19 protein-coding genes are annotated in these 16,446 nt (G+C 38.0%); 3 read left to right on the top strand and 16 right to left on the bottom strand.

Features of this window, described 5'->3' with window-relative positions:
• Positions 1-109: 109 nt before the first annotated feature.
• The 12 genes from H4J73_RS14655 to rpoE form a co-directional block, all read right to left on the bottom strand.
• Positions 110-355: a hypothetical protein gene (locus H4J73_RS14655; RefSeq protein ID WP_182177064.1), complete on the bottom strand. Its 246-nt coding sequence runs from the start codon at positions 353-355 to the stop codon at positions 110-112.
• 117 nt (positions 356-472) lie between these two features.
• Positions 473-853 carry a holo-ACP synthase gene (acpS, locus tag H4J73_RS14660; protein WP_182177065.1) on the bottom strand — a complete coding sequence of 127 codons (381 nt, stop codon included), beginning with the start codon at positions 851-853 and terminating at the stop codon, positions 473-475.
• A 108-nt stretch (positions 854-961) separates the two neighbouring features.
• Positions 962-1,699: a pyridoxine 5'-phosphate synthase gene (gene pdxJ / locus H4J73_RS14665; protein WP_182177066.1), complete on the bottom strand. Its 738-nt coding sequence runs from the start codon at positions 1,697-1,699 to the stop codon at positions 962-964.
• Between the two features lie 18 nt (positions 1,700-1,717).
• Entirely contained in the window at positions 1,718-2,404 is a 687-nt protein-coding gene (gene recO / locus H4J73_RS14670) for a DNA repair protein RecO (RefSeq protein ID WP_182177067.1), read from the bottom strand.
• Positions 2,405-2,433: 29 nt separating this feature from the next.
• Positions 2,434-3,345, bottom strand: a complete 912-nt coding sequence (gene era / locus H4J73_RS14675; protein ID WP_182177068.1) for a GTPase Era — start codon at positions 3,343-3,345, stop codon at positions 2,434-2,436.
• A 15-nt stretch (positions 3,346-3,360) separates the two neighbouring features.
• The gene (gene rnc, locus H4J73_RS14680; RefSeq protein ID WP_182177069.1) at positions 3,361-4,053 is read right to left on the bottom strand and encodes a ribonuclease III; all 693 of its coding nucleotides are present in this window, start codon (positions 4,051-4,053) and stop codon (positions 3,361-3,363) included.
• Positions 4,053-4,973 (bottom strand): signal peptidase I, encoded by a 921-nt coding sequence (gene lepB, locus H4J73_RS14685; RefSeq protein ID WP_182177070.1) that lies wholly within the window; start codon positions 4,971-4,973, stop codon positions 4,053-4,055. Before lepB ends, rnc begins: the two co-directional genes overlap by 1 nt.
• Before the next feature lie 10 nt (positions 4,974-4,983).
• Complete coding sequence (lepA, locus tag H4J73_RS14690; protein ID WP_182177071.1) at positions 4,984-6,774, bottom strand: translation elongation factor 4; 1,791 nt, start codon at positions 6,772-6,774, stop codon at positions 4,984-4,986.
• 258 nt (positions 6,775-7,032) lie between these two features.
• The gene (locus H4J73_RS14695) at positions 7,033-7,542 is read right to left on the bottom strand and encodes a SoxR reducing system RseC family protein (RefSeq protein WP_182177072.1); all 510 of its coding nucleotides are present in this window, start codon (positions 7,540-7,542) and stop codon (positions 7,033-7,035) included.
• A complete protein-coding gene (locus H4J73_RS14700; protein ID WP_182177073.1) occupies positions 7,539-8,498 on the bottom strand; it encodes a MucB/RseB C-terminal domain-containing protein in 960 nt (319 codons plus the stop codon). Before H4J73_RS14700 ends, H4J73_RS14695 begins: the two co-directional genes overlap by 4 nt.
• Complete coding sequence (locus H4J73_RS14705; protein ID WP_182223637.1) at positions 8,495-9,118, bottom strand: sigma-E factor negative regulatory protein; 624 nt, start codon at positions 9,116-9,118, stop codon at positions 8,495-8,497. The genes H4J73_RS14700 and H4J73_RS14705 overlap by 4 nt, the downstream gene beginning before the upstream one ends.
• Positions 9,119-9,200: 82 nt before the next feature.
• A complete protein-coding gene (rpoE, locus tag H4J73_RS14710; protein ID WP_182177075.1) occupies positions 9,201-9,779 on the bottom strand; it encodes an RNA polymerase sigma factor RpoE in 579 nt (192 codons plus the stop codon).
• Between the two features lie 239 nt (positions 9,780-10,018).
• On the opposite strand from rpoE, the gene nadB reads away from it, so the two are divergent.
• Positions 10,019-11,617, top strand: a complete 1,599-nt coding sequence (gene nadB / locus H4J73_RS14715; protein ID WP_182177076.1) for an L-aspartate oxidase — start codon at positions 10,019-10,021, stop codon at positions 11,615-11,617.
• A gap of 9 nt (positions 11,618-11,626) precedes the next feature.
• Here the strand turns inward: nadB and H4J73_RS14720 are convergent, their stop codons facing one another.
• Together H4J73_RS14720 and H4J73_RS14725 are read right to left on the bottom strand one after the other, a co-directional pair.
• Positions 11,627-11,929, bottom strand: a complete 303-nt coding sequence (locus H4J73_RS14720) for a hypothetical protein (protein WP_182177077.1) — start codon at positions 11,927-11,929, stop codon at positions 11,627-11,629.
• A 37-nt stretch (positions 11,930-11,966) separates the two neighbouring features.
• Positions 11,967-12,218 carry a succinate dehydrogenase assembly factor 2 gene (locus tag H4J73_RS14725; protein WP_182177078.1) on the bottom strand — a complete coding sequence of 84 codons (252 nt, stop codon included), beginning with the start codon at positions 12,216-12,218 and terminating at the stop codon, positions 11,967-11,969.
• A 171-nt stretch (positions 12,219-12,389) separates the two neighbouring features.
• On the opposite strand from H4J73_RS14725, the gene ygfZ reads away from it, so the two are divergent.
• Together ygfZ and H4J73_RS14735 are read left to right on the top strand one after the other, a co-directional pair.
• The gene (gene ygfZ / locus H4J73_RS14730) at positions 12,390-13,376 is read left to right on the top strand and encodes a tRNA-modifying protein YgfZ (RefSeq protein ID WP_182223636.1); all 987 of its coding nucleotides are present in this window, start codon (positions 12,390-12,392) and stop codon (positions 13,374-13,376) included.
• 36 nt (positions 13,377-13,412) lie between these two features.
• Positions 13,413-13,904, top strand: coding sequence for a peptidylprolyl isomerase (locus tag H4J73_RS14735; RefSeq protein ID WP_182177080.1), 492 nt, complete (start codon positions 13,413-13,415; stop codon positions 13,902-13,904).
• Positions 13,905-13,986: 82 nt separating this feature from the next.
• On the opposite strand, the gene H4J73_RS14740 is transcribed toward H4J73_RS14735, so the two are convergent.
• Positions 13,987-15,927, bottom strand: coding sequence for an ATP-dependent DNA helicase RecQ (locus H4J73_RS14740; protein WP_182223635.1), 1,941 nt, complete (start codon positions 15,925-15,927; stop codon positions 13,987-13,989).
• A 94-nt stretch (positions 15,928-16,021) separates the two neighbouring features.
• Complete coding sequence (locus H4J73_RS14745) at positions 16,022-16,441, bottom strand: phosphate ABC transporter substrate-binding protein (protein ID WP_182177082.1); 420 nt, start codon at positions 16,439-16,441, stop codon at positions 16,022-16,024.
• Positions 16,442-16,446: the final 5 nt, after the last annotated feature.

Genomic DNA, 16,446 nt, shown 5'->3' on the forward strand with positions numbered 1-16,446 from the left:
CAATACATTAACACTGAAAACACCCAATGACAACGCTGTCATTAGTCAACTAAAAAAAAGCAAAAAAATTTGCACTTTATTATAAAATATAAACGGTAGTGATTATGGGTTAACGAATAGTAATTTCTGGTGAACCGTTAATTTCACCACCTTCTGTTATAATAACGGTGCCGTTATTATTCGATAGCACAGCGATACTTCGCCCCTCTTCATTACGTATAAAGAGTAATTCATAACCAAACTTACCTAAGCTACCCGCAGAAAATTTTTGAGCGAGTGATAACTTTTCCCACCAGACTGAATGCTCAGGAGATTTTTTTCTTCTCTCAGTAAAGGGTTGCTTTTCTAAACGCATAACATACCCGCCAATTAAGTAAAGACTGACTACATTCTCGTAATATAGGCTTGAACAATTGTCACACCTACTCTTAGTATAGGACAGATAGATCACCAAGGGACTTTTATTAGTTAACTAAGTAGAAAGTACCACAAACGCTGTGGCAAACAACGCTTCATCAGAGAGTGATATATGCCAAGTTTTAGCGCCTAATGCTGTAGCTAGTACTTCTGCTCGATCATATAAGTGCAGTTGAGGCTGGCCTGATGCTAATGATTTTATTTCAAAATGTTGAAATGAGACTCCATTGGCTATCCCCGTACCTAAGGCTTTTGATGCAGCTTCTTTTCCTGCCCAGCGTTTTGCTAAATAAAACACAGGATTTTTTAATGAGTGATATTTTTCATACTCTGCCGGCGTAAGTACGCGAAGCGCTAAACGGTCACGTACGTTAATGGCCATATTTTCTATACGGCTTATTTCAATAATATCAGTACCTATACCGACAACAGACATAATGAATCTCTTTTTTAAAGCTTTCTTGTAAGCGCCACATTAACATTTATAAATACTTAGTTACGTTAAATAAGGCAGCAATGTGACACATCCTGCCTTCGATATACTCTAGCGTGAACTTCGAGCTTCTAACATTAACTGTTTCATATCACGAACAGCTCTATCTAATCCGTCAATAACGGCTCGCGCAATAATAGCATGGCCAATATTTAGCTCTATTATCTCTTCGATTGCCGCAATAGGTTTTACATTAAAGTAGTTTAAACCATGTCCAGCATTAACTTTTAAACCATTGGCATGCGCGTATTTAATGCCTTCAATTAAACGGTTCAGTTCAATTTTTTGTTCTTGTTCATTTTCAGCATCAGCATAATGCCCAGTATGAATTTCAATATAAGGGGCTTTACTTGCAATGGCTGCATCGATTTGATTTTTATCTGCATCAATAAATAAACTTGTTTCAATACCTGCTGCAGATAACTGAGTAACTGCACGGGTAATTTTATCTAAATTAGCCACGACATCTAAGCCACCTTCGGTTGTAAGTTCTTCACGTTTTTCAGGAACAAGACAACAAAATACTGGCTTAACTTCACAAGCAATTGCTAACATTTCATCAGTGAGTGCCATTTCTAAATTCATGCGTGTATGCAAAGTTTGCTTTAGCACGTGAATATCTCTGTCTTGGATGTGACGACGGTCTTCACGTAAATGTACCGTAATACCATCAGCACCAGCATGCTCTGCAACTGATGCAGCATAAACAGGATCAGGGTAATTTGTGCCCCTCACTTCTCGTAAGGTAGCAATATGGTCGACATTTACGCCTAATAAAAGTTCGCTCATTGTTTTTATCTCTTAAATTTATGAATTTTTTGTAAATAATTTCCGGCTATTTAACGGTTTACCATCGAGTAAATGGTTAATAATTTGCCGCATCAGTCCTTTATACGTTTGCATGACTTCTTTAGATGATAAATCTTCTTGTGCAATCGCTTTTAAATGCATTGAATTATAACCCGTTTGAACCAGCTTAGTGATTGCAGGCACAAACCCCTTCTCTGGAAGGTAATAATAATGACTATTATTTTCTGAAAATAGGGGTGAATAATCAATAGTCATTCCTAATTCTTCTAATAATCTATTTTCGAAGTGTCTCAATATAAATTCAATGGGACGTTGTTTAGATAGTTGCTTAATACTTTCTTGATATTGACAGTAAAGTTCATCGTAGGGGATATGTTCTCCCAATAAACGCACTTGTAGCTCGTTAAGGTAGAAACCACTGTAGAGGTAATTACCGCTGAGTTGATATGATTTTCTTGCTGGTTCAACCCGCTGTAAATACTTCAGATTACCTTTCCCTTTCAATACAATTTTTAGCGGAGAGAAAGGTTGCAGTAACGCTTTTTTATTAGATTTTAACGAATGACCTAAGTAAGAAATTGCAGAGATTTTCCCTTGATGGGATGTTAAGAATTCAAGCAATATTTGATTTTCACGATAGGGCCGTGAATGTAATAAAAATGCACTTTGCTCAAATTCTTCCATTATTTAGGGTCCAAAAGGCAGGTTAGCAACTAGCCAGAGTATTCATCCCCATAACCCAAGCTACGTAAAGCACGTTCATCATCTGCCCAACCTGATTTCACTTTTACCCAGGTTTCGAGAAAAACTTTCTGTTCAAAAAGTGCTTCCATATCACGACGAGCTTCTTGACCAATTGTTTTAAGGCGCTCTCCTTTGTTACCTATAACCATGCGCTTTTGGCTTTTTCGTTCCACTAAAATGAGCGCATTGATATGGATAATACCTTTTTCGTCCATTTTAAATTGTTCAACTTCAACCGTTGTTGAATAAGGCAGTTCATCACCCGTGAAACGGATAAGCTTCTCACGAATGATTTCAGACGCCATAAATCGACTCGAGCGGTCAGTAACGTAGTCATCCGGAAACCAAAAATCACCTTCAGGAAGTGAGTCAAGGCAAAGCTGACGAATAGTATCAACGTTATCACCTTTCGCTGCAGAAATAGGCACGATATCACTAAAGTTGTGCTTCTCGCCTAATTTTTGCAAGTGGGGCAACAACGATTCTTTATCTTGCACGTTATCTATTTTATTAATGACTAAAATACAACGAGCGCCTGATTTTTTGATTTTACTGAGTACAAGTTCATCATCTGTTGTCCAATGTGTCCCTTCAACAAGAAACACAACTAATTCAACTTCGGCAATTGAACTGCTGGCTGCACGATTCATTAAGCGATTAATCGCGCGTTTTTCATCTGAATGTAGCCCTGGAGTATCAACTAATACCGCTTGCTTATTTTTTTCGGTTAAAATACCTAAAATTCGATGGCGAGTCGTTTGTGGTTTACGTGAGGTAATACTAATTTTTTGACCTAACAAGCTGTTAAGCAATGTTGATTTACCAACATTAGGACGACCAACAATAGCAATTAAGCCACAATGTTTATTTTCACTTGTCATGATGATTTCGCTGAGTTATTTTTTATCAAAAATGAGCGCGAGTACTTGTTGCGCTGCGGCTTGTTCGGCTTTTCGGCGACTAGTGCCTTTAGTGATAACTTCAGTACTTATCACACTAGTTGTACATCGCACAGTAAATTGCTGGTTGTGAGACTGCCCACTTGTATGAATAACTTCATAAAGTGGCAAGGCAATTTTCCGTGCTTGTAAGTATTCTTGTAACCGTGTTTTAGGGTCTTTTTGCTCGTTACCTGGCTTAATGATATTTAAGCGTTCAGCAAACCAACTCAGCACTAACGCTTTAGCAGTATCGTTATCTGAATCTAAATATACGGCACCAATAATAGCTTCAACAGCATCTTCTAAAATTGAGTCTCGGCGGTGTCCACCACTCTTTAATTCACCAGGACCTAAAATTAAGTATTCACCTAAATTAAAGCCTCGTCCAATTTCGGCTAATGTTACACCACGAACCAGGCTAGAACGCATGCGAGTGAGGTCACCTTCATCATGAGAAGGGAATTGCTGATAAAGTACTTCAGCAATGACAAAGCCAAGGATAGAATCACCCAAAAACTCTAAACGTTCATTGTGCGTACCTTTTGCACTGCGATGCGTTAATGCTTGTAATAATAAATCAGTATTGTTGAAGGTATACCCTAAATTTTTACTGAGTCTTGTGATTGCAATTGCTGAGCTTTTCACCATTAATTAATCCAGCCTAAACGTGAGAAGCGCACATTAGTCGGCACCCATTTAGGTAAAAAACTGCTTTGGTCACGATCAAAGTCAAAACTCATCCAAATAGCGATAGCTTCGCCAACAAGATTTTCTTCCGGTACAAAACCCCAAAAACGTCCATCGAGACTATTATCGCGATTGTCACCCATCACATAAAAATGCCCCGCGGGTACTACAAATTCATCTTGCTGTGTACCTGATTGCTTATAATAATATTGAGTACGCGGCAGTATTTGGTTATCAATTAAAATATCATGGCTTTTGTTTGGCATATCAGACGTATAACGACTAAGTCCATACGAACCATCTGGTGACTCAGTTTCTTTTTTAAAAGTATGTACTACTTGTTCAAAGTCTGGACATTTAGCATCACTTTCTTGACAAGCAGATTTGATATAGATTGATTTATTACGATAAATAATTCTATCGCCTGGTAAACCAATGACACGCTTTATGTAGTCGATTTTTGGATCTTCTGGATATTTAAAAACAACAACATCACCACGTTCAGGTAAACCTATTTCAATAAATTTATTACGTACCACAGGATCACGTAAACCATAGTTAAATTTATTCACTAAAATAAAGTCGCCATCTAATAGCGTTGGCATCATAGAACCAGACGGTATTTGAAACGGTTCCCATAAGAATGAGCGTAAGATCAAAACAAAAGCGATTACCGGAAATATTTGCACAGCCGTATCAACAATTGTTGAAGGCTCGGCTAACTTAGCGGCAACGTCATCTGGCAGTGCTTCTTGGCATTGCGCTTGAGCGTTCGCTAATTTTAATTGACGCTGAGGGGCTAGATAAAACTTATCTGCTAACCATACAATGCCGGTGATCCCAGTAATAATAACCAGGAATATTGAAAAATAAACAGCCATAATTTCCTTACTAACTTTCTAATTTAAGTACCGCTAAAAACGCTTCTTGAGGTACTTCAACGTTACCCACTTGCTTCATACGTTTTTTACCATCTTTCTGCTTCTGCAGTAGCTTTTTCTTACGAGAAATATCACCACCATAACATTTTGCAGTAACATTCTTACGTAATTGCTTAACTGTCGTACGGGCAATGACGTTATTGCCAATCGCGGCTTGAATGGCAATATCAAACATTTGACGATGAATAAGTTCTTTTAGTTTATCCACTAACATACGGCCACGAGCAACTGAATTACCTCTATGGGTAATCATTGCGAGTGCATCAACACGATCACCATTGATCATTACATCAACGCGCACCATATCTGCAGGTTCAAAGCGAACAAAGTTATAATCAAGCGAGGCATAACCACGGCTGGTGGATTTCAATTTATCAAAGAAATCCATTACCACTTCTGCCATTGGTAACTCATACCTTACAGCCACTTGATTACCGTGATAAATGATATCTTTTTGAACGCCACGCTTTTCAATACATAAAGTAATAACATTACCTAAATGTTCTTGTGGCACTAAAATATTGGCTTCAACAATAGGTTCACGAATTTCATCAATATTATTAACGGCGGGTAAATCACCCGGGTTATCAATTGATAACACTTTGCCATCAGTACACAAAATTTCATAATTAACCGTTGGTGCAGTTGTTATTAAATCAAGATCATATTCACGCGCTAAACGTTCTTGCACAATCTCCATGTGTAACATACCAAGAAAACCAATTCTGAAACCAAAACCAAGTGCTGATGAATTCTCTGGTTCAAAAAATAATGATGCATCGTTTAAGCTTAATTTGTTCAATGCATCACGGAAATTTTCGAAATCCTCAGAACTTATAGGAAATATACCCGCATAAACTTGCGGTTGAACTTTTTTGAAACCAGCAAGTGCGGTAGTCGCTTCCTTCTTACTGATTGTGATGGTGTCACCCACTGGCGCACCATGAATTTCTTTAATGCCAGCGATAATGAAGCCTACTTCGCCGGTTTTTAAAATACCTGTTTCAACTTGCTTAGGTGTAAATATACCGACTTTATCAATTTGGTGAACTTGTCCTGTCGACATGACCACCATTTTATCGCCTTTTTTGACTTCACCGTTCATAACACGAACGAGTGAAACAACACCTTGGTAATTATCAAACCATGAATCAACGATCAATGCTTGTAAATTGCCTTTAGGGTCACCTGTTGGCGCAGGAATATTTTCAACAATAGTTTCTAATACATCTTCAATACCTATGCCTGTTTTTGCAGAACACTGCACAGCACCCGTAGCATCAATACCAATAATATCTTCAATTTCTTCACTAACGCGATCAGGATCGGCTTGTGGTAAATCGATTTTATTCAAAATAGGGAGAACTTCTAAATCCATCTCAAGCGCGGTATAACAATTGGCAACCGTCTGTGCTTCAACACCTTGACCGGCATCGACAACAAGCAAGGCACCTTCACAAGAAGCTAATGAGCGCGAAACTTCGTAAGAGAAATCAACATGGCCAGGCGTGTCGATAAAGTTAAGCTGATAAGTTTCCCCATTTTTAGCTTTATAATCAAGCGTAACACTTTGCGCTTTAATGGTAATGCCACGTTCACGCTCAATGTCCATTGAGTCTAGGACTTGTGCTTCCATTTCACGTTCTTGTAAGCCACCACAATGTTGGATCAAGCGATCAGAAAGTGTAGATTTACCGTGATCGATATGGGCGATAATTGAAAAGTTACGTATATTTTTCATAAATGGAAGTTCAAATAATGCTGTGGTTAATTCAATAGTGGCACGATTTTATCTAATTTAGCGCTCTGCGGCTATCTTTATGTTGTGTTAACTTGTGTATATGCTCGTTCCATTTCAAGATACGGCTTTCAGTCAGTCGTTAAAGGCATAAATACTCGGCAGTAATTGAAGATAATAACGATCGTATTGTCGACATTAATTAACGAGAGAGTGCCCTTTTATCGCCTTACACATTAGGCTAGAACAGATACACTCGTTTTAGTCAGTAATTTCGACAATATTTATTGATGAATGATTTATTCGAAGAATGCGTGGGATTAATAAATTACAATATTTACCACGCTTTTGCTGATATTTTGCTAAAGAAAAACCGATATAACCACCGAAAGCACCTAATGCTATTGCCAGTAATTCGTGACCGAATATTTCATTTTCAACAAACCATTGCCCAAGGGAAGATGCTATAACTAGCCCGAGCAAAGGCCATAAATAGACTTGCCAAGCGGTTAATAATAAATGTTTATCCGATAAACCTAAAACGACTGTATCGCCAATTTTTACCGGTAAATCAGTCTCTAGTTCTAAAGTAAGTTTGGGTTGTGGAAAGGCTTTAGCCACCTGCCCACTTCCGCAGTTATCAACTTGTTTACAGCCACTGCAACTTGATTTTATTTGGCTTTCAACCGTGACTTTACTTTTAATGGTTCGATCAGCACTTTTATTTTCCGCTGAATCTATTGACACAACGGTAGCATTTTCTTCAATCATGGTTTTGGCGGTTTTATCGTAATAGAGTCTGCAATAGCTTTTGCCGTTGTAGAAGGAATTTTTCCAACAACACTGACTTCAATACCTTCATTCACTTGGTTTAATGCCAACGTTGCTCCGTCCATAGCAAAATCAGCATTACGTTGCTTTTCTTGACTACCATTAACGTAAATTGAAATATCGACAAGGCCGTCACTCAATAGCATAAACTCAACTGGCTGTTTCGTGAGTGATATTTTATGACGATTAGTATTAATTTGAGTAAAACCTTCCGGCAACCAATTAACATTCCATTGCAACTCTTGCTGTTGATACTCTTGCGGAATATCAACTAAAACTGGTAGTTCAGTATCATTTAACTGTAATACACTTTCAGATGGCTTATCCGTTATCTCTAAATGTGTGAATTGAATTTGCTCTAATTGTTGCCCTTGTTTAGTAACAATAGACAATTTTAATAGCATACTCGATTGCTGATCTAACCACAGCCAATAAGCATAACGATGAGCATTTTTTGCTTCTATTCTGATCAGTTGTGCGGGTCGGCCTAAAACTCGGCTGCGGCCAACAGAAATAAAATCATATATGTTTTCTAACTGAGAAATATCGCCCGCTAAAATAGCAGGAATAGGCCCACTAATTTGTTGAGAGGTCACCGAATAAGGAGGAAGCTCTGGCTCAATGTAACTAACGGTATTGCCTTTACGAAGAATATCGCGACGCGGGCCATTGAGTAGAGAAAGTATTTCGAGTTCAGTGCCGGTATCATCTACACCATGAAACCAATGATATGGCTGTGCTTGATTGTTTTTGACGACAACAAAAGAAGTGCTAAAATTCAGTTTATTTAATGCGTTAGATAAACGTTCAAGCCAAGCTTTTGCTGGCTCACTTTCTTCACCAACCGCTGAAAAGCTTATACTTAACAGTAGTAAAACATAACTTAATAATTTCATTTATTACTTTCATTTACCTTTTTATCAACAATAGAATGAGTTTCATTTTGATCATCAGTGTTAGTATCATTAACAGCCAATGAACTTAATTTAACCTGTTGCTGATGATCAGAGAATAAAGCATGAAAACGACGCTGTTGATCAATAAAAGCTTGTTTCTGTGAAGCCCTATCAGGCTCTTGAAAGTTAAGGCTTACCGGTTCAGCAGTGCCAGCCATAGGAATAGTTTTTACTATTTGGCTCGGTAAAATAGTTTCATTATTTTGAGCAACATTACTTTGTACACCTAAAACCATTAAACCTGCAGCTGAAGCGGCAATCGCTAGTTGGCCAAAAGGTTTCGCAAACGCGACAACTTTTGCCTTTAATTTCAACGCGAAAACGTTATTATTTTTCGGCGCTAAAATGGTTGGCTCTGCTGCAATAGCTTGTGCTATTTCTGCAGACAAATCGAGTTGTAAAACATCTGGAGTGTCGTTGCGTAATACATCTCCAATTAAATGATAACGATCCCAAGTAGTCGACAAATGTTCATCGTTGATAATATCATCAAACGCGTTGTCATCATGTTGAAAATCATCAACACAAGACGACACTGTCTCAAACTTATTTTCACTCATATATACACCTTAAAAATTAACACTAACATTCGTGTGAATTAAATTAATTTTATCTTTAATACAACAAAGCTAACATTAATAACTAGTTTTGTAGTAGTGGCCTAATTTTTTTATCTACCGCGTCTCGAGCTCTAAATATTCTCGAACGCACAGTCCCAACCGGACAATCCATGATATGTGCTATTTCTTCATAACTTAACCCTTCTAGCTCTCGAAGGTTAATTGCTGTGCGCAAATCATTGGGTAACTGTTCAATGGTATCAAAAATAACTTTTTTGATTTCATTGGTTAATAATAACTTTTCAGGAGAAGCGTTTTCTCGTAAAGCTTCACCTGAGTCATAAATTTCTGCATCCTCAACTTCTATATCAGAACCTGGTGGTTTTCGATTGCTAGCAACCATATGGTTTTTTGCGCAATTAACGGCTATTCGATAAAGCCAGGTATAAAAAGCACTGTCCCCTCTAAAGTTAGGTAAAGCTCTATAAGCTTTAATAAATGCTTCTTGAACTATATCCGGTACATCACTGTGATTCTTTACATAACGCGACACTAAATTTGCTACTTTATGCTGATACTTTGTCACCAAAAGGTTAAAAGCAGCCTTATCTCCGCGCTGTACTCGTTCAACCAGTTTTTGGTCAACGTTTATTTCGCTCATTTGAGCCAATACTCCTAATTATCACTTACTTCTAAAATCCGGTTCAACATTTGGCTCATGGCAAACACATCAAGTAGGACTGCACTTATTTGAAAAAGTTCGAAAAAAGATCAAAATAATTCGTAAAACGATAAGAATTTATTCTTTTTTCGACATACACCCCGTTTTATCTGTTCCCACAGGTGAATAACCGTTAAGATTCCTGCTATATATATAGAATACATCAAAATCAGAATTTTATGAACAAACAACATAACTGCGACGTATTAATTATTGGTAGTGGTGCCGCGGGTTTAACACTTGCGTTACATTTAGCGAATAATGCCGATATTATTGTATTAAGCAAGGCGTTAGTTAATGAAGGTTCTACCTTTTACGCCCAAGGGGGTATCGCTGCTGTTTTTGATGAAAATGATAGTGTGGCAGATCACGTTAGCGACACGTTAATTGCCGGTGCTGGCTTATGCGACCAAGACATAGTGCAGTATACCGCTGAGAATGCCCGTGTATGTTTAGAATGGCTTATTGGGCAAGGTGTTAACTTTGACCAAGAAGAAGATGATCAAGGTGAATTACGTTATCACTTAACCCGTGAAGGTGGGCACAGTCATCGCAGAATTCTTCATTCTGCTGACGCGACCGGTCAAGCCATTCAAACCACATTAGTGGATCAAGTTAAAAATCATCCGCGTATTAGAATTTTTGAACGTTACAATGCTGTTGATCTAGTCTGTGAGCCACCAACTGATGGCAACAATCAACAAAAGCGATGTATTGGTGCTTATATCTGGAACCGAAATAATGAATGTGTTGAGCGTATTTTTGCTAAGAAAACAATTTTAGCAACAGGTGGCGCAAGTAAGGTTTATCAATATACTTCAAACCCAGATGTTGCCAGTGGTGACGGGATAGCGATGGCGTGGCGAGCAGGTTGTCGTGTCGCTAATATGGAGTTTAATCAATTCCACCCCACTTGTTTATTTCATCCTGATGCTGGAAACTTTTTATTAACGGAAGCATTACGTGGTGAAGGTGCTATTTTACGCCGTCCTGATGGTAGTCGATTTATGCCTAGTTTCGATGAGCGAGCTGAACTTGCCCCGCGTGATATCGTTGCCCGCGCCATTGATTTTGAAATGAAGCGCCTTGGCGCTGATTGCATGTATCTAGATATTAGCCACAAATCTGTTGATTTTATTAAACAACATTTTCCTAATATTTACGAGAAAACTCAATCTTTAGGTATCGACATTACCAAACAGCCTATGCCCGTTGTACCTGCTGCCCATTACACTTGTGGTGGTGTGATGATCAACAAGCAAGGGAAAACGGATATCGATAGCTTATATGCTATTGGGGAAGTTGCTTATACCGGTTTACACGGTGCTAATCGCATGGCAAGTAATTCATTATTAGAATGTTTAGTCTTTGCCCGCGCCGCCGCTTTAGATATCGAACAGAAAATAGATCTTCAGCAAAGTATTGTCGTTTTACCCGCCTGGGACGAAAGTCGTGTAACAAACTCCGACGAAGAAGTTGTTATACAACATAACTGGCATGAACTACGATTATTTATGTGGGACTATGTCGGGATTGTTAGAACAACAAAACGTTTAGAAAGAGCCTTGCACCGTGTTGAATTATTACAAAGAGAAATCGATGATTATTATCAAAATTTTCGGGTCAGTAATAATTTATTAGAATTAAGAAATTTAGTACAAGTTGCTGAATTAATTATTCGGTGTGCAATGGAACGTAAAGAAAGCCGTGGCTTACATTACACACTCGACTATCCTGAATTAAGTGAAGCAGCAACCTCAACCATTTTAACCCCCTAATATCAGGTATTAGCTATCCGCGTTATTGCTTAACTTAATAATAACGCGGCATAATCTTGCATATTGCTTGGCTGACAAACTCTTTTGAGCAATAAAATAGCTGGGTAAGCTTAGTTTTACTAGCCACCTTTTTAAGGGTGATTGTTGAAGCAGATAAGCATTTTCAGATGAACGACTTTCAAAGACCAACCAACACCCCCAAAAACCTATTCGACTTTCCGGACTTAATTGCCTTTTATCGTCAACCGAAAACTGACACTCCCCCCTTATATTAAGGGTAAAACTAGCGGGTTGGGTATAAATAATACGCATAAAGTTTATTTTATTATGCGTATCTATAACATCTATATTAAACTTTAACTCGCTTGAGGATGTGTTGCACCATGGCGTTAAGTTCTTTGTCTTCACAGACCTTATGCCCCATAAACCAAGCAAATAACTCAGGATCTTGCTCTTCTAATAAACGTTCAAAAGTTTGCTTGTCTTTTTCTGACAGCAAATCATAAGCCTCTTCAACGAAAGGCATAAAAAGTATATCTAATTCAAGCATTCCACGACGGCAAGCCCATCTTAAACGCGGTTTATTATCGGTTAGTGACATACAACACCCTGTAAAATAAAATCTGTACTTATTCTAGCAAAGTCATTTGCCATTACAAAATTGTTTATCCGATCCAGAGAAATAAACTAACGAATCTCACCAGCACCTTGAATTTTCCAAGAAAGTCCTCATTATTTAACCTAACAATAAAACAACAATGCTAACTTAATTATGACAACCTCTGTTGAAAATACCCTACCTAGTTACGATAACCTCCCTGATGCTTGTGCCATTAGTTTAGCTGAATATGGTGCAATTGCTTTGCATGGAGCAGAACAAAGTAAATATTTGCAAGGACAAGTCACTTGTGATGTAAACACGCTTGCAGATGATAACTTATTACTAGGGGGTCATTGTGACGCTAAAGGAAAGGTACTTTCTGTTTTTCGTTTAATTAATCGTCAACAAACACATTTATTATTGCAACCGACAGCAAGTATTAGTAAGTCACTCGTTGAATTGAAAAAATTCGGTGTATTTGCCAAAGTCACTATTGAGCAAACAGCAGATTTAGCGTTTTATGCGATTGCCGGAAAAAACGCAACTGAGGTTTTGCATCAGCAATTTGTTGAATTACCTAATAGCTTAACCCCCGTTTTGCAAGTTGGCAGTACCACGATTGTGTATTTAGCGGGCAAGCTAAAACGTTATCTTATTATTGATGAAGCGAAGATTGCAGAGAAAATAATCAGTGACTTTTCATTAGCGATTTACCCACAAGCGCTGTGGAATTTAATCGAAATTAACGAAGGTTTTCCTTTACTCGCTCCAGAAACAGTTTCTTCATATGTACCTCAAATGTTGAACTTACAAGCGATTCACGGCATAAGTTTTACTAAAGGCTGTTACTTAGGACAAGAAACTGTTGCGCGTATGCAATATTTAGGGAAAAACAAACGCGCGTTATTTTCGTTAAAAAGCCCTTCAGCCAATAATGAGTTAATAACCTTGCAAGCAGGTGATATTATTGAGCAGCAGTTAGGTGAAAACTGGCGTAAAGCAGGTGACCTTCTAGCCAGTTATATCAGTGGTGATGGTATTTATTATCTGCAGGCTGTTTTAGCCAGCGATATCGATAGCACCACAAACTTACGAATTAAAAGCCATGAAAACTCTGCTCTAAGCTTGGTTGAATTACCCTATAAATTAGCGGAATAGTCGCTAGTTATATTTATTTAAAATTTAGGATATATAATGAAAATTTCAGAAAATAAAGTTGTCGTTTTACACTATGCCGTATCCGACAGCGAAGATACACTCATCGACAGCTCTTATGACCACAGCCCTTTATCTATTATTCACGGTACAGGTTATCTCATTCCAGGCTTAGAAGATGCCTTAACAGATCATGTTGTTGATGATAAATTCGAAGTCGCAGTAAGTGCTGAAAATGCTTATGGTGATCGCCATGATGAGTTTGTGCAAACCGTACCCAAAAGTATGTTTGAAAGCGTTGAAGATTTAGCGGTTGGTTCACAACTACGGGCTACAACCGACGATGGCGAGCAAACTGTTATTGTTATTGATGTAACAGATGATGAAATAACCGTTGACGGAAACCATCCATTAGCGGGTATTGATTTAAAGTTTGATGTTGAAATTTTAGAAGTCCGTGATGCTACAGAAGATGAATTGAAACATGGACACGTCCATGGTGAAGGCGGTTGTGGCCACAGCCACGACTAATCACCATAAATAATGAGTTCGAAAAATAAAAAAGCGAAATATAAGTACATTATATTTCGCTTTTTTCATTAATTATTTGCCGCTAATTCTTCATGACACTGATCACTTTTTCACGCACTTCTTGATAACGAATATTTTCGCAACAGCCAAAGCCAGGTAACTGTTTTATTTTATTACGGCTAAAAAGCGGCACGGTTAATCCGGTTAAAAATCGGCACATCGTTTCTAAAGACAATACACCTTTGTGCTTGGTCGACATATGTTCGATAAGTGTCGTTAGCATGTCAACTATCACGGCGTCATCTGGCAAAGTACTTTTTTGTGAATAGCTTAGCTTAGCAAAGTTTCCTCGGCATACAGAACAATGCCCACAATGTTCAGGGGTGTTTTTATCATTAAAGTACAAGGATAAATTTCGACTCAGGCAAGACGCTAATTCAAAGAAGCGCACCAGTGTCGCAATACGTTTTATTTCTTTTTCTTCTTTATCAACAAAATAATCATGTAATGACTTAGCAAGGTTTTCAGCCGACAATAACCTTTTATTGACACTAAATACTTCAGTGATTTTTTTTGTTTCCAAGGTGATCAATTGTTTCTCTTGTAGGTATTCCAAAGCAACAATCACTCGACCACGATCACAGCCATAATGCTGAAATAACGCATCAAAATCTGGCTCTCCCCATACTTTCTTAAAGCCACTGTAGCTAAAAATAGTCGCAAGGAAGTCTTTGCGCTCACCTTCAAAACAATTTAATACATCATCTTTATTGGTGGTAAATTTATATTTGAAATCAGCGAAATATGAAAACAACGGTTTAATAACGCCCTGTAGCTCTAACTGAACAAGTAATGTTCTCATCGGTAGTTGGCGAATATTACTGATATTTGACAACGACAAGCCTTGTAATTCCCAGCGTTCATTAAGGCATTCTTGTTGAATATTGTTTATGACACATTCGATACCACTCAGTTCAGGTGTGTCACCAAAAACAAAATTTTCAACGGTATTTAACCCATCTAAATTTGCCAAGGTAATACAATTTGACGCTAAACCATCACGTCCTGCACGGCCAATTTCCTGACTGTAATTTTCAATTGATTTTGGTAAATCATAATGAATAACAAAGCGGATATCTGCTTTATCTATACCCATGCCAAAAGCAATAGTCGCCACGATGATTTGTACTTTTCCCGACATAAAGTCTTCTTGGATCTTCTGCCGTTTTTCGCTAATAAACCCAGCGTGATAAGGTTGAGCATTCAAACCTTGCTGTGACAAAAAGCTTGCTACATACTCAGCGCTTTGTTGTAGAGTCACATAAACAATACCACAACCGGTTTGCGCGTTGATGTTCGTTAGCAATTGTTGATTTTTATCTTTGCTTGAAACCGCTAACACTGTTAAATCTAAGTTGTTTCGATAAAAACCCGTTTGCACAATATGCTCGGGTAAAATGTCGAATTTAGATGCCATGTCCTTTTTTACTTTTTTTGTCGCTGTAGCGGTTAATAAAAGTACCAGCGGAATATTCAGTTCTTGGCGATAGTTAGGTAGTTTTAAATAATCGGGGCGAAAGTTATGACCCCATTCAGAGATACAATGCGCCTCATCGACAACCAACATTGAAACATTAACGGAATCAATAAATTGGCGAAAACGTTCATTTTTAAAACGCTCGACTGACACCATAAGAATCTTTATTTTACCGCTGCGAGTATCCGCCATCACTTGCTGATTTTGCACAGGCGTTAATGTCGAATCAATACTTGCCGCCGCTATACCTTTCGTCTCTAAAAAGGCTAATTGGTCTTTCATTAGCGCCAGCAAAGGAGAAACAACAATAGTTAAGTGAGGAAGTTCTATAGCCGCTAACTGATAACATAATGATTTACCTGAGCCAGTCGGAAATATTGCAAGAGAAGATTGGCCATTGAGGAGCTGTTCAATCGTTTGTTGCTGCCCATCACGAAAGGCATCAAAGCCAAAGGTTTGCTTGAGTGAGTTAACAAGAGGTGACACAAGAAGTACCTATTAAATAAATGAGTTAAAAAAACGAGTACCAACAGACAATTGAAAATCACTGTTGATACTCGTTTTATAATACCAGAGTTATTTAAAAGGTTTTAATCACTTTAACTTTATCACTAACTTTAGCAGCATCAATATAACCAATGGCATCAGGGTTAGCCGCAACAAAACTTAAAACCTCAGCATCGTTGTCAAATTCTGCTAAAGGTTTGGCCTTACCAGAGAAAATTTGCTTAGCCCAATAAGATTTAACTTGGTAGCTAGTCTTTTTCAACACTTTACTTTCAAACTCTTCTCGAGCCGCACTTTCATCCTTTAAATTTGCTGCCATAACAGAAGCACCGTTAGCAAATTTCTTATTTTTACCTAAAAAAATCCGAGAGATGTCTCTGTCGGTCAGCGCACTAGAATTAGCCGGGTTAACAATAACAGCAATATCGGCAGAAGCCGTTAAACTAAAGCCTATTGAAAGTAAGATCGCAGTGACTTTTATATATTTCATCATCAATC

It is taken from the genome of Colwellia sp. MB3u-41 (genome assembly GCF_014076845.1).
GTDB lineage: Bacteria > Pseudomonadota > Gammaproteobacteria > Enterobacterales > Alteromonadaceae > Colwellia_A.